14 protein-coding genes are annotated in these 14,038 nt (G+C 71.6%); 4 read left to right on the top strand and 10 right to left on the bottom strand.

Annotated features, from left to right (window positions below; all coding sequences use genetic code 11):
- Positions 1-10: 10 nt before the first annotated feature.
- The 9 genes from CLV71_RS26175 to CLV71_RS26135 all read right to left on the bottom strand — a co-directional run bounded on the left by CLV71_RS26175 (position 11) and on the right by CLV71_RS26135 (position 9,946).
- Positions 11-751 (bottom strand): hypothetical protein, encoded by a 741-nt coding sequence (locus CLV71_RS26175; protein ID WP_133905491.1) that lies wholly within the window; start codon positions 749-751, stop codon positions 11-13.
- A 29-nt stretch (positions 752-780) separates the two neighbouring features.
- Complete coding sequence (hemB, locus tag CLV71_RS26170; protein ID WP_133905490.1) at positions 781-1,752, bottom strand: porphobilinogen synthase; 972 nt, start codon at positions 1,750-1,752, stop codon at positions 781-783.
- A 9-nt stretch (positions 1,753-1,761) separates the two neighbouring features.
- Positions 1,762-3,294, bottom strand: a complete 1,533-nt coding sequence (locus tag CLV71_RS26165; RefSeq protein ID WP_133905489.1) for a bifunctional uroporphyrinogen-III C-methyltransferase/uroporphyrinogen-III synthase — start codon at positions 3,292-3,294, stop codon at positions 1,762-1,764.
- Positions 3,295-3,315: 21 nt separating this feature from the next.
- Positions 3,316-4,287 carry a hydroxymethylbilane synthase gene (hemC, locus tag CLV71_RS26160; protein ID WP_133905488.1) on the bottom strand — a complete coding sequence of 324 codons (972 nt, stop codon included), beginning with the start codon at positions 4,285-4,287 and terminating at the stop codon, positions 3,316-3,318.
- A complete protein-coding gene (locus CLV71_RS26155; protein WP_133905487.1) occupies positions 4,284-5,594 on the bottom strand; it encodes a glutamyl-tRNA reductase in 1,311 nt (436 codons plus the stop codon). Before CLV71_RS26155 ends, hemC begins: the two co-directional genes overlap by 4 nt.
- Entirely contained in the window at positions 5,591-6,352 is a 762-nt protein-coding gene (locus tag CLV71_RS26150; RefSeq protein ID WP_133905699.1) for a redox-sensing transcriptional repressor Rex, read from the bottom strand. The genes CLV71_RS26155 and CLV71_RS26150 overlap by 4 nt, the downstream gene beginning before the upstream one ends.
- A gap of 239 nt (positions 6,353-6,591) precedes the next feature.
- A complete protein-coding gene (locus tag CLV71_RS26145) occupies positions 6,592-8,142 on the bottom strand; it encodes a molybdopterin-dependent oxidoreductase (RefSeq protein ID WP_341771671.1) in 1,551 nt (516 codons plus the stop codon).
- Between the two features lie 91 nt (positions 8,143-8,233).
- A complete protein-coding gene (locus tag CLV71_RS26140; protein ID WP_133905486.1) occupies positions 8,234-8,467 on the bottom strand; it encodes a glutaredoxin family protein in 234 nt (77 codons plus the stop codon).
- A complete protein-coding gene (locus CLV71_RS26135; protein WP_133905485.1) occupies positions 8,468-9,946 on the bottom strand; it encodes an AMP-binding protein in 1,479 nt (492 codons plus the stop codon).
- Positions 9,947-10,129: 183 nt separating this feature from the next.
- Between CLV71_RS26135 and CLV71_RS26130 the strand changes: the two genes are divergently transcribed.
- From CLV71_RS26130 to CLV71_RS50175, 4 genes are all read left to right on the top strand, one after another.
- Positions 10,130-10,759, top strand: coding sequence for a sigma-70 family RNA polymerase sigma factor (locus CLV71_RS26130; protein ID WP_133905484.1), 630 nt, complete (start codon positions 10,130-10,132; stop codon positions 10,757-10,759).
- A 138-nt stretch (positions 10,760-10,897) separates the two neighbouring features.
- Complete coding sequence (locus tag CLV71_RS26125) at positions 10,898-11,986, top strand: DUF5667 domain-containing protein (protein ID WP_133905483.1); 1,089 nt, start codon at positions 10,898-10,900, stop codon at positions 11,984-11,986.
- An 83-nt stretch (positions 11,987-12,069) separates the two neighbouring features.
- Positions 12,070-12,957, top strand: a complete 888-nt coding sequence (locus CLV71_RS26120; RefSeq protein ID WP_133905482.1) for an HAD family hydrolase — start codon at positions 12,070-12,072, stop codon at positions 12,955-12,957.
- On the top strand, positions 12,954-13,085 hold the full coding sequence (locus CLV71_RS50175) for a hypothetical protein (protein WP_279588755.1): 132 nt from the start codon (positions 12,954-12,956) through the stop codon (positions 13,083-13,085). The genes CLV71_RS26120 and CLV71_RS50175 overlap by 4 nt, the downstream gene beginning before the upstream one ends.
- Here the strand turns inward: CLV71_RS50175 and CLV71_RS26115 are convergent.
- Positions 13,082-14,023, bottom strand: a complete 942-nt coding sequence (locus CLV71_RS26115; protein ID WP_341771670.1) for a lysophospholipid acyltransferase family protein — start codon at positions 14,021-14,023, stop codon at positions 13,082-13,084. The genes CLV71_RS50175 and CLV71_RS26115 overlap by 4 nt on opposite strands.
- Positions 14,024-14,038 lie beyond the last annotated feature (15 nt).

Below are 14,038 nucleotides of genomic sequence, written 5' to 3'. Positions count from 1 at the left end.
TCCGGTCCGCTCACAGCACCTGGCGCGGTGGGAAGTACCTGCGCGCGGACGGCGACCACAGCAGTGCGAGCCCGACGAGCGCGAACATGGCGCTGAGGATGCCGAGCTGCGTGCCGTTGAGCAGCAGGTGGAACAGGACGAGCACCACGCTGAAGATCGTGACGAGCGTGCGTGCGCGCCTGGTGCCCTCGGTCGCCTTGTAGCCGAACAACGCCAGCAGCACCGTGAACGCGAGCGCCGCGATGGTCACGATCCACAGGATCTGGTTGACCGCCGTGGCGATCTGGTCCGGCGAGATCTTGGCGTTGGTGTTGCGCTTGATCTCGTTGTCGATGATGTCCTGCTTGTAGATCAGCGACGCGACCATGCTGATCAGCCAGATCAGCCCGGCGGCCACGAAGAAGTAGAAGGAGATGCGGAGCGTGCGCGGCGGGGGCTCCTCGAAGCGGCGTTTGGCCTGTGCGCGAAGGGCCTGCTCCCTGGGCGGCGGCGGGGCCTTCTCCAGGTCTGCCATGAGCGGCTCGGCGTCGGCTCGCCGCACCTTGGCCCTGGCCTCCGCGACATCAGCCGCACCGCCTTTGTCGGTGCCCGCCGGTAGCGTGGAACTCGGGGGGTCCCCGGCCGCACCAGTGGGACTCTCGTGCGATGGATCGGCTGTCGAGCCAGGGTTCTCGGTCGCGTCGTCCGCGCCGGTCGGGGCCTGGTCTGCCTGCGTCGGCTCCTCGGAGCCCGAATTGCCTGGCTTCGTCACGGGCGGCAGGTTACCTGTGCCTTTCCGTCCTATCGCAGCCAGGCCGCCGCCTCGGCGGCCCAGTACGTCAGCACGATGTCCGCCCCGGCGCGGCGGATGGATGTCAGCGACTCCAGGATCGCGGTCCTGCGGTCACACCAGCCCGCGGCGGCGGCCGACGAGATCATCGCGTACTCGCCGGAGATCTGGTAGGCCGCCACGGGCACGTCCGAGGTCTCCGCCACGGCACGCACCACGTCCAGGTACAGCATGGCCGGCTTCACCATGACCATGTCCGCGCCCTCGTCGAGGTCCAGCCGGACCTCGCGCATCGCCTCACGCAGGTTGGCCGGGTCCTGCTGGTAGGTCCGCCGGTCGCCCTCCAGCGAGGACTCCACGGCGTCGCGGAACGGGCCGAAGAACACCGACGCGTACTTCACCGCATACGCGAGGATGCCCGTGTCCGTGTGTCCCTCGGCCTCCAGCGCGTCGCGGATCGCCCCGACCTGGCCGTCCATCATGCCGCTCGGGCCGAGCACGTGGGCGCCCGCCTCGGCCTGGGCGACGGCCATGCGGCCGTAGGCCTCCAGCGTCGCGTCGTTGTCGACGCGGCCGTCGGGGGTCAGCACGCCGCAGTGGCCGTGGTCGGTGAACTCGTCCAGGCACAGGTCCGACATGAGCACCGTCTCGTCGCCCAGCTCGGACCGCAGGTCCCGCAGTGCGACGTTCAGCACCCCGTCGGGGTCGACACCGCCGGAGCCGACCGCGTCCTTGTGCTCCGGCACGCCGAACAGCATCAGCCCGCCGACACCCGCCTGGACCGCCTCGACGGCGGCCTTCCGCAGGCTGTCACGGCTGTGCTGGACGACACCGGGCATGGTCGCGATCGGGACCGGCTCGGTCGCGCCCTCCTTGACGAACATCGGCAGCACCAGCTGGCTGGGGCGCACCGTCGTCTCGGCCACCATGCGGCGCATCGCGGCGGAAGTCCGCAGGCGCCGTGGTCGCTGGGCAGGGAACATCTCGGACTCCTAGCGGCGGGCCCGCTTCGTCTTGCGGGGCGGCGGGAGGGCGCCCTCGGCACGCAGCCGTGCCGCGTGCTCGGCGAGCGCGTCGACCAGCGACGACACCTGCGCGATCTCGGGCTGCACGTCGACCCGCAGACCGAACTCCCGCGCGGTCTCCGCGGTCTTCGGGCCGATGCAGGCGACGAGCGTGCGGGTGTGGGGCTTCCCCGCGATGCCGACGAGGTTGCGCACGGTGGAGGACGACGTGAAGCACACGGCGTCGAAGCCACCCGTCTTGATCATCTCGCGGGTCTCGGCGGGCGGCGGCGCGGCACGCACCGTGCGGTACGCGGTGACGTCGTCGATCTCCCAGCCCCGGTCGCGAAGACCGGCCGCGAGGGTCTCGGTGGCGATGTCGGCACGCGGCAGCAGCACCCGGTCGACCGGGTCGAGGATGTCGTCGTAGGGCGGGAACTCGTCGAGGAGCCCCTCTGACGACTGCTCGCCGGAGGGCACCAGCTCGGGGATGATGCCGAAGCTGCGCACCTTCTCGGCCGTGGCCTCGCCGACGCAGGCGATCTTCACACCGGAGAACGCACGCGCGTCGAGGCCGAACTCCTCGAACTTCTCCCACACGGCACGCACGGCGTTGGTCGAGGTGAAGATCAGCCACTGGTAGCGGCCGTCCACCAGGCCCTTGACCGAGCGCTCCATCTGCGCGGGGCTGCGCGGCGGCTCGACGGAGATCGTCGGGACCTCGGACGGGACGGCGCCGTGCAGCCGCAGCCGCTCGCTCATCTCGCCGGCCTGGTCCTTGGTGCGTGGCACGAGCACACGCCACCCGTAGAGCGCCCGCGACTCCCACCACGACAGCTTGGTGCGTGCCGCGACGGCCTGGCCGACCGTGACGACGAGGTTGCCGCCGATCTCGCCGGCGTCCTGCGCGAGGGTGGCGAGCGTGGAGTCGAGCGTGCGCTGACCGGCACCGGTGCCGTCCGCGGTCACCGCGACCGGGGTCTGCGGCGCCAGGCCGTGCTCGACCAGGGCCGACGCGGCCTCGGCGAGGTGGCTCGACGACGCGAGCAGCACGAGCGGCCCCGGCGTCTTGGCGAGGCCCGCCCAGTCGACGTCGCCCCGGACGTCGACCTCGGTGTGGGTGCCGCCGAGCGCGATGCCCGCGTAGGCGGGCACGGCGGTCGCGGTCGGCACGCCGGGCACGACGTCGAACACCGCCGCCGTCCGCGCCACGGCCTGCGCCTCGGCGACCAGACCGGAGTGCGTCAGCGGGTCGCCGGACACTAACCGGACGACGACGCGTCCGGCCCTCGACTCGTTGACGAGGTCCTTGGCGACGTCCGCCGGCTCACCGACGGCCGGGCGCACCTCGGCCTCGGCATCGGCCAGGGCCAGCACGCCGGAGGGTACGTCCGGGTCGATCACCAGGAGCTCAGCACGCTCGATGAGCTCCTGGGCCCGGACGGTGAGAAGCCCGGCGTCGCCGGGCCCCGAGCCAACGAACGCGATGCGTCCGGAGGACTTTCGGGTACGGGTGGTCATTATCTCGGCCACTTCCTCTTATTACCTGTTGTGCTCGTCGCTGAACAACACGCCCGCTCCGAGCTCGAGCAGCTCGGCGGCCAACGCACGCCCGAGTCGCTCACCTTCTGTCAGGTCACCGGTGGCCGACGCCCGGATCAGGTCGACAGCGGGCCCTTCGGCCTGGCTGCCGGGCGTCCAGTTGGCGGCCGCGACCCCACGCAGCGACAGGCGGTACACGATCCTGTCTGCGGCGTCGAAGTCCTCGACCACGTCGGCCAGTGCGCCGACCGGGGCCTGGCAGCCGGCCTCGAGCGCGGCCAGCATGGCCCGCTCCGCGCCGACCGCTGCCCTGGTGGCCGCGTCGTCCACAATGGACTGGAGTAGGTGCTCGGTGTCCACGTCGTCGACCCGGCACTCCACGGCCAGCGCCCCCTGCGCCGGCGCGGGCAGCACCTGGATCGGGTCGAGGACCTCGGTGATCACGTCGAGCCTGCCGAGCCTGGCGAGGCCTGCTCTCGCGAGCACCACCGCGTCGAGCTCGCCGTCGGTCACCTTGCGGATCCTGGTGTCGACGTTGCCCCTGATGGGCACGATCTCGAGTCCCAGGCCGAGCGCCTGGATCTGGGCCGCCCTGCGGGGCGACCCCGTGCCGACCCGCGAGCCCTGCGGCAACTCGCCGAGGGTGAGCCCGTCACGCGCGATGAGCGCGTCCCTGGGGTCCTGCCGAGGTGGTACGGCGGCGAGGGACAACCGGGGGTCGGGTGCGGTCGGCAGGTCCTTGTACGAGTGCACGGCCACGTCGACCGTGCCGTCGGCGAGCGCGTCGCGCAGCGCGGAGGTGAACACGCCGATCCCGATCTCCGCGATGGGGGCGGACGACCTGTCGCCCGGCGTCACGACGGTGATCAGCTCGGTCCGCGCGCCCTCGGCCTCCAGCTGGGCCGCGACGGTGCCGGACTGGGCGAGCGCGAGCGCGCTGCCCCTGGTCCCGATCCGGATGACACGGCTCATGCGCGCTCACCCGACTGTCGGCTCGGCGGGGCGGCGATCGTCGCGGGCGTGGCGGGGTCGAGCAGGAACAGCTCGCGCAGTGCCTCGGCGTACTCGACGCCGTTCGGGCCGGACGCCAGCTCCTTCACGCGGACGGTCGGGGTGTGCAGCAGCTTGTCGACCACGCGGCGGACGGTCTGCGCGACCTCGGCGCGGACCGTCGGCTCCAGGTCGACGCGGGAGTTCAGGCGCAGCAGCTCGCCGTCGACCACCTCGGCCGCGCGGCGGCGCAGGGCGGTCACCGTCGGGGTGACCTCGGCCGAGCGCTGCGTGGCGAGGTAGGCGGCGACCTCGTCGGCGACGATGCGCAGGGCGCGGTTGGTGTCCAGGCCGCTCGGCGACTCGGCGAGCCTGCGCTGGAGGCTCTCCAGGTCGACGATCGTCACGCCACGCACGGCGGCGGCGTCCTCGGCGACGTCGCGTGGCAACCCCAGGTCGCACACCACGAGCGGGCGCGTCCTGGCGTCGATCATGCTCGCGTCGAGCACGGTGGCGGTCGCGCCGGTGCACGACACGACGACGTCGGCAGCCGCGATCTGGGCAGGCAGGTCGTCGAGGCCGACGGCGTGCGCCGGCGTGCCCTGTTCGACCTGCAGCTCGGCGAGCCGTGCGCCGGAGCTCCGGGTGCGGTTGGCGACGACGATCTCGCCGATGCCCGCGCGGCGCAGTGCGGCGGCGGACAGGCCGCCCATGGAGCCGGCGCCGACGATCAGCGCGCGGCGGCCGTTCAGGCCACCCAGGACGGCGGACGCGTCGGCCAGCGCCTCGGAGACGACGGAGCCACCCGCCGCGTCCAGCTCGGTCTCGGTGTGGACGCGCTTGCCGACCCGCAGTGCGCGCTGGAACAGCTCGTGCAGCGTGCGGCCTGCCGTACCGGCGGCACGTGCCGTGTTGTAGGCCGTGCGAACCTGGCCCAGGATCTGGGCCTCGCCGATGACCATGGAGTCGAGACCGGAGCCGACCTTGAACAGGTGCTCGACGGCCGCGACCGCGTAGTGGACGTACAGGTGCTCGTACAGCTCGGCCACGTCGAGGCCCGAGTGCCTGCTGAGCACCCCGACGACGTCCGACAGACCCGCGTGGAAGGCCTGCACGACCGTGTAGACCTCGACCCGGTTGCACGTGGTGACCATCGTGGCCTCGACGACGTTCTCACAACGCATGAGCTCGTCGAGGAACTTGTCCACCTCGCCCGCCGGCACCGTGGCGCGCTCCAGCACCCGCAGGTCCGCGGACCGATGCGAGATGCCAACCGCCAGGACACTCATCTTCTGACCACCGCCCCGTTGTCAACACTGTGGCGCGGCGTACCGTTTACCCGGCCACTGATCCGTGGCTGCGGCGCGGTCTCCCCGGTCGGCGCACTGTCGGCGCGCCTGGCCTGGTGGAACGACAGGATCTGCAGTTCCACCGCGAGATCGACCTTGCGGACCTCGACCGTCTCCGGCACCTGGAGCACGACAGGGGCGAAGTTCAGAATGCACTCCACCCCCGCGGCGACCAGCCGGTCGCACACCGTCTGCGCTGCGGCAGGCGGTGTGGCGATGACACCGATGGTGATCTCCTTGGCCCTGCACACCGGCGGGATGTCGTCGATGTGGTTGACCGGGATCCCCCCGACGGGCACGCCCATCAGGTCGGGGTCGACGTCGAAGAGTGCGGTCACCGGGAAACCTCTGCCAGGGAACCCGCCGTAGTTGGCGAGCGCATGTCCGAGGTTACCGATCCCCACCACTGCCACGCTCTGTTCACGCGTGAGCCCGAGTACTCGTTCAATCTGGTCGATGAGTACCTCGACCTCGTACCCGACACCACGCGTGCCGTACGTGCCGATGTAGGACAGGTCCTTGCGGAGCTTCGCGGAGTTGACGCCGGCCGCCACCGACAGCTCCTCGCTGGACACCGTGCCGATGCCCTGCTCCTTCATCCCGGAGAGAACCCGCAGGTAGACCGCGAGGCGCGCGACAGCGGCCTCGGGGATGGCCCGGGGGGAGAGCGCGCCCTGACCGTTGGTCAGCGGCGGCATGGGGGCGGTGACTTCCGCGGCGTTCTCTGCGGGCGGTACTGGCCTTCTACCGTTCGAGCCGGACTGGCCGCGCTGCGCCACGCTGATACTCCTCGAAAGACTCGCCCCTGGGATTGTTCATACGGTAGCCGCTTGTGAACGCAGGCACAAAGTCGCCGGTTAGAGCCGGTTTTTCACACCCGACCCCAGGTGTAGCAAAGACGGGTGGCCGGGGCCTGGTGACGCTCTAGTGGGCCCCTCTAGTCCACCGACACGTCCACGGTGTGCCAGCCGGTCGCGCCGTCCGGCGCGGGCTCGGCCTCGGCGTCGGTCTGGGTGTAGCCGGAGTTGTCGGTCGCCCGGACCTGCAGGCGGTGGCTGCCCGGCTTCAGGTCCACCCTCACCCGCCACATGCGCCACGTGTTGACGTCGACCTCGGTGCTCAGCTGCGCGTCGTGCCAGTCGTCGTCGACCCGGACCTCGACCCGGCGGACGCCGACGGTCTGCGCCCACGCCGTGCCCGCGATGGTGTTGGTGCCCGCCTTCAGGGTCGTGCCGTCCTGGGGGTTGTCGATGCGCGACTCGGTCTTGATCGGCCCCTTGACCGACCAGCCGCGCGGGATCCAGTAGCCCTGCTTGTCCGCGAAGGTCGTCAGCTCCATGTCCACCACCCACTTGGTGGCGGAGACGTAGCCGTACAGGCCGGGCACGACCATGCGTGCCGGGAAGCCGTGCTCCTGCGGCAGCGGCTCGCCGTTCATGCCGATGGCGAGCATGGCGCCGCGGTTGGCGTCCAGGAGCGCGTCGATCGGGGTGCCCGCGGTGAAGCCGTCGATGCTGGTGGAGAACAGCTGGTCGGCGCCCGGTTTGACGCCTGCCTCCATGAGCAGGTCACGCAGCGGGACGCCGATCCAGTCGGCGTTGGAGATCAGGCCGCCGCCGACCTCGTTGGACACGCACGACAGCGTCACCGGGCGTTCGATGAGCGCGCGTTCGCGGATGTCGTCGAAGGTGAACTCGACGGGCTTGTCCACGAGGCCGTGGATGCGCAGGCGCCAGTCCTGTGCGGCGACGCGCGGCAGGGTGAGCGCGGTGTCGATGCGGTAGAAGTCACGGTTGGCCGTGATGAACCTGGCGCTGCCGCTGCTCGCGAAGTCCGCGTTGGGCGGCAGCTTCGGCGCGGGGCTCGCCGGCACGAGGCGGCCGACCTCGGCCCGCGACTCCTCGACGTCGACGTGGTTGCCCGCCAGCTGCCCGATGACCCCGCCCGCCCCGGCGCCGATCACGACGCCCGCGCTCGCGCGGAGGAAGGCCCGCCTGCCTTCCCGGTCCTGCTCCGCGGGCCAGGCCTTGGCGTGCAGCCAGTTGAAGACGACGAGGCCGACACCCATACTCGCGGCGGGGGCGAGGATGCCGAGCTGCCCGAGGTCGGGACGGCTGAGCACGGCGACGAAGCCGATGATCCCCTGCACGCCCGCGACGACCAGCCCCGGCCCGGGGCGGGTGCGTGACAGCAGGCCCGCGGCCACGGTCAGTGCGATGACGACGATCGTGACGCCGATGAACAGGACCGTCTTGTCCGCGGTCCCGAAGGTGTTCTTGGCCCACTCGACGACCGGTTGCGGCGAGATGTCGCGCACCCAGTTCCCGACGGCGACGTACGGCGAGGAGGACGGCCCCACGAACGCGGCGACGAGGTGACCGACGCCGAGCGCCGCGAGGAGTGAGATGACCGCGACGCCGATCGCGCGGCCGCGAGACAGCCGGTTGACGGGCGCGGGCGTGGCGGACGCACGCGTGTCGAGTTGCACACCTCTACGTTCGGCGCGGAACCCCGTTCGGTTCAACCGAATCCGGATTACGTGTTTCTTATCCGCCCGACCGGTGGGCTCCCGGTTACGCTCAGTACCCGGCGAGTGCGGCGCGTAGCCGCGGCTCCTCCACTCGCCAGTACCCGTGTTCCTCGCCGTCGACCAGGATCACCGGGACCCTGTCGCCGTACTCGGCACGCAGCGACGGGTCCGCGTCCACGTCCTCGAGGGTCCACGAGACGCCCATGTCGTCACAGATCCGTCGCACGTCGGCCTCCGCCACCTCGCACAGGTGGCAGCCCTGCCTCGTCACCACTGTTACCACTCAGGTGACGCTACCGCGCAGGGTCGACCTGCGGACCTTGCCGGTCGGCGAGTGGGGCAGCTCGTCCGCGAACTGGACGGTGCTCGGCACCTTGAAGCGGGCCAGCCGCGAGGCGCAGTGGTCGCGGACCTCGTCCTCGGTCAGGGTCGCACCCGGGGCGAGGACCAGCACGGCCATCACCTGCTCGCCCGTCCGGTCGTCCGGGACGCCGACCGCGGCCGCCTCGGCCACCTCCGGCAGCTCGGCGAGGACCCTCTCGACCTCGTTCGGGTAGACGTTGAACCCGTTGACGATGATCAGGTCGCCCGCCCGGTCCACGAGGCGGAGGTCGCCGTCGGAGTCCAGGTAGCCGACGTCGCCCGTGCGGAACCAGCCCTCCTCGTCAGGGCCGCCCGTGCCATCGGGCCAGTAGCCGCTGAACAGGTTGGGGCCCTTCGCCGCGATGCGGCCCGTCTCCGGCTCGTCCTCGTCGAACCAGCCCTCCTCGTCCGGGTCGGCCGCGGTACCCGCCGGGTCGCCGTCGGTGTCCACCAGGCGCAGCTCGACGCCGGGCAGGGGCCGGCCGACCGAGCCGGGCTTGGCCACCCCGCCGACGAGGGTCGACGTCAGCACGGGGCCCGTCTCCGTCAGGCCGTAGCCCTCGAAGACGTGCAGGCCCGTCGCGTCCTTCATGGCTGACAGGACCGAGGGCGACAGCGGGGCGGCACCCGAGGTCATCAGCCGGACCGAGGCCAGCCCCCGCGCCAGGTGCTCGGGATCGGCGGCCGTCAGGGCCTGGTACATCGCCGGGACACCGACCAGCGCGGTCACCTCGTTGTCCGCGCAGACCTTCAGGGTCCGGTCCGTGCCGAAGCTGTCCAGTAGCACTGCCGTGGCCGCCGCCGATGTGACCTGCAGGAGGCCCGGTCCGAGGCCGTAGAGGTGGAACAGCGGGACCACCAGCAGGACGCGGTCGGACGCGGTTACCGGGGCGGGCCTCAGCTGGGCGCACTGGCGGACGTTGGAGAGCAGGGCTCGGTGGGACAGCATCACGCCTCGGGGCACACCCGCGGTACCGGACGTGTAACACAACACGGCCGTGTCCTCGCCGCTGTTCCGCGCCTCGACCGGCTCGGCCGACGCGTCCGGGTCGGGGACCGGGACGGTGTCGCCGACCACCAGGGTGGCGCCACTGTCCTCGACCAGGTTCGGCAGCTCGGGGGACGTCGCGGCGGCCGGGACCGCCACGCCGCCCGCGCGCAGGATGCCGAACAGGGCGACGCAGAACTCCGGACCGTTGGGGAGGGGGACCACGACCCGGTCACCGGGCCGAAGCCCTGCCGCGTCGAGCGTCCCGACGTAGGCGTCGACCGCGGCGTTGGTCCGGGCCCAGTCCATCGTCCGGCCGGAGGCGGCATCGACGAGGGCGGCACGGCGCGGTGCCCGCTCGGCCGCTTCCGCCACCAGTTCGGCAACGTTGCCGGTCAGGGCGTCGACCATGAAAACCCCTTCGCTAGACGCAACTTTCCGGCAGTGTGGCACGACTCACTTACGTCATGGTTGTCCGGCTCGTGAGTCTCTCAGGAGAAGGTCCCTACCTACTACCCAGTAACTACACGTATGCTGCCAAGGTCGCCGGTCGTGCCGCGCTCACCACCGGAGGGCCAGCCGAGGGAGTCGTGCATGCAGACCGTAAGCCCAGCTCAGCGGGCCTCGGTCACGGTTGCCCGGATCCCGCGACAGGAGTCTGCCGTGGAGGCCTTCGAGCCCGGTGGATCGTGGGAGCTGGTGCGCGCTGCCCAGGATGGCGACCGGGGCGCGTTCGCACTGCTCTACGACAAGTACGTCGACGTCGTCTTCCGCTATGTCCTCTTCCGGGTCAACGACCGGGAGCTGGCCGAGGACGTCACCAGCGAGACCTTCCTGCGCGCGCTGCGCCGGATCTCCTCGGTGACCTACCAGGGCAGGGACGTCGGCGCCTGGTTCGTCACCATCGCACGCAACCTCGTGCTGGACCACGTCAAGTCCAGCAGGTTCCGGCTGGAGGTGACGACGGCCGAGGTCGACGAGTCCGGCCGCGTCGAGTCCGGCCCCGAGCAACAGGTACTGGCGGGCGCGACCCGTGCCGTGTTGCTGGAGTGTGTGCGTCAGCTGGGGGCTGACCAGCGGGAATGCATCGTGCTCCGGTTCCTGCAAGGGCTGTCGGTCGCGGAGACGGCGGTCGTCATGGCACGCAACGAGGGGGCGGTGAAGGCGTTGCAGCACAGGGCCGTGCGCCGACTGGCCCAGTTGCTGCCGCCGGAGGTTCGCTGAGGCCGTAACTTCGGCGGCGGCGGACTCGTTTTCCCTGTTGTGGACGGCGAGAACAGAGGCACGTACGACCGGACGGTCGTGCATGCCCTCCGGTCGCTGGCGCCGCTGACGGGTCCCACTCCCGGGGAGCGCCGGCGGATGCGCGACCGCATCCTGCTCGCCCTGGACGGGGAAGCCGACGAACCAGACGCGGTGGCTCTCACCGAACCCGCCGCAGGCCCGCCCGGAGAGACCGAGGCGGAGGCAGAGCCAGCCGTCAGAACCGAACCCGCACCGCGAACCAGGCCGTCACGGCCTGCGAACCGGGAGCAGGCGGGAGCCACACGTCCGGGTGAACGAAGGGGCAGACGGAAGGGCGCACTCGCCGGCGCCCGGGGGCGGCTCGCCGTGGCGTCGGTGGCCCTGCTCGCGCTCGTCGGATCGCTGACGGGCATGAGCGTGCTCCTCTCCAGGGACGCGCTGCCCGGCGACGCCCTCTACGGCGTCAAGCGCACGGCCGAGGCCGCCTCGCTCGGCCTGACCTTCGGCGAGGAACCCAAGGCACTCAAGCACCTCGAGTTCGCCGCCGCGCGGATCACCGAGATCGAGACGCTCGCACGCCGCTACCCCGACCCCGCCGACGCGCCGGTCGGCGGCTACCTCACCGCGCTGACCGACTTCGACAACGACGCCATCACCGGCACGCGCCAGCTGATCGTCCTCGCCACCAGCACCGACGGCCGCCTGCTCGACTCGCTGCGCGACTGGTCGACGCAGCAGGCGGCACGGCTGCGGGGTGTGGCCACCCACCTGCCGGAGGACGTGCGCAACCGCTCGACCGCCACGCGCGCCCTGCTCGACCGCATCACGGCGCGAGCGCAGGCCCTGCGGCCCCGTATGGAATGCGTCCAGGTCACCTCCGGTTCGTCCGACGACATCGGCCCGCTGCCCGCGACCAGCGCGTGCCGGGAGGACCCCGCGGCCGCGACGGGCCTGCCCAGTGTGCCGGTGACCCCCGACAACTCCGTGCCGCCGACGTCCGGTGCCGCGGAGACACCCAGCGCGCCGCTGCCGCCTGCCCAGCCGACCCCGGACGTGCCGCTGGTGCCGGTGCCCGGCGCGACGGTCTCCGTGCCAGGTCCGACGGAACGGCCGACGACCCCGGACACCTCGACGCCGCCGTCCACGCCGCCGCTGATCGAACTGCCGCCGCTGCTCCCGGGCCTGCCGCCGCTGCGGATCGGCTGAGTGACCCGCAACGTCGTCAGGGCTGCTCGCTACGCTGTGGGACGACGTGACCGCTGAAACAACCCGACCGCGGAGGCGATGCCGTGTCCCTGTGGCGTGGCCGTGCGAAGGAGCCCGAGCTGGTCGCGGCGATCGCCGGTGAGGCGTCGGCCGAAGCCGCGTACACCCTCGAGCGGGCCGAGCAGCCCATCGCACCGGTCGACCTCACCGCCGCGGCGTTCTTCGACGTCGACAACACGATGATGATGGGCGCGTCGATCTTCCACTTCGCGAGGGGCATGGCCTCGCGGAAGTTCTTCACGACCTCCGACCTGGCGAAGTTCGCGCTCCAGCAGGTCATGTTCCGGGTCGGCGGTCGCGAGAGCCAGGACGGCATCCGCACCGCCCGCGAGTCCGGGCTGTCCTTCGTCGCCGGGCACTCCGTCGCCGAGCTCACCACGCTCGGCGAGGAGATCTACGACGAGCTGATGGCCGACCGGATCTGGCCCGGCACGCGCTCGCTCGCGCAGATGCACCTCGACGCGGGCCAGCGTGTCTGGCTGGTCACCGCGACGCCCGTCGACCTCGCGGCCATCATCGCGCGCAGGCTGGGCCTCACCGGCGCCCTCGGCACGGTCCTGGAGAGCGAGAAAGGCGTGTACACCGGACGGCTCGTCGGCGAGATGCTGCACGGGCCGGCCAAGGCGCACGCCGTGCGCGCGCTGGCCGCCAGGGAGGGCCTCGACCTGCGGCGCTGCACCGCCTACTCCGACTCGGCCAACGACGTGCCCATGCTGTCCGTGGTCGGCACGGCCGTCGCGATCAACCCGGACGGCACGCTGCGGGAGACCGCCCGCAGGCGTGGCTGGGAGATCCGCGACTTCCGCACCGGGCGGAAGGCGGCGAAGATCGGGGTGCCCTCGGTGCTCGGCGCGGGGGCCGTCGCGGGCGCCGTCGTGGCAGGCCTCGCCTACCGGAAGAGGGTTTCATGACCGGGATCGTCGTGCTGCTGGTCGCGGTCATCTGCCTTGGCGTGGGGTTCGTGATGGGGCGGCGCAACGGGATCGAGTCCGAGATGCGCCGCCAGCTCCGCGAGAAGGACAAGGACTGGCCCTACTAGCCCCGGAAGACCGACCGCCGTTCGGCCACCATGCTGTCCAGCGTCTTCTGGATGGTGTCCCGGACGTACTCCGCCAGCTCCAGGCCGACGCCGTGGTCGTCGGCCTCGGCCTGGTCGACCAGGCCGGTGTGGATGGGCTCGCCGAAGTCGATGCGCCACTTGGTCGGCAGCGGGATCGCGCCCAGGGGGCCCAGTAGCGGGAAGAACGGCGTGACCGGCAGGTACGGCAGACCGAGCAGCTTCGCGAGCGGCTTCAGGTCGGCCACCTTCGGGTAGATCTCCTCAGCGCCGACGATCGAGCACGGGACGATCGGCACGCCCGCCTTCATGGCCGTGCGGGCGAACCCGCCCCTGCCGAACCGCTGCAGCCGGTAGCGCTCGCTGAACGGCTTGCCGATGCCCTTGAAGCCCTCCGGCCACACGCCGACCAGCTCACCCGAGCGCAACAGGCGCTGCGCGTCGGCACCGCACGCCAGGGTCTGGCCGGTGCGGCGGGCCAGCGCGGACAGCCCCGGCACCTTGAACACCAGGTCGGCACCCAGCATGCGCAGGTGCTTGCCACGCGGATGGTTGTCGTGCACGGCGATGGCGGTCATCACCGCGTCCCATGGCAACGTGCCGGAATGGTTGGCCACGATCAACGCCCCGCCGTCGACGGGCAGGTTCGCGGCGCCGGTGACCTCGACGCGGAACCAGCGCTCGTAGATCATTCGCAGCGGTGGCATGACCACCGCGTCGGTGAGCTGGGGGTCGAAGCCGAACTCGTCGACCGGGTAGTCGCCGCGCAGGCGGTTGCGGACGAAGCCCGCGAGCCTGTCGGCCACGGACTCGGGTCGGGGCCGCAGCTCGGTCACGGACGCGAGCGGGCGCGGCGGTCTGACGGTGGGCTCGGGCGCCCGAGGGCGCAGCGGGATGACGTCGGCTTCCTGAACAGGCACTCTTCTACTCCCTGG

Origin of the sequence: Actinophytocola oryzae (assembly GCF_004364325.1) — a bacterium.
Taxonomy (GTDB): domain Bacteria; phylum Actinomycetota; class Actinomycetes; order Mycobacteriales; family Pseudonocardiaceae; genus Actinophytocola; species Actinophytocola oryzae.
This window is presented reverse-complemented; position numbering and strand designations above follow the sequence as displayed.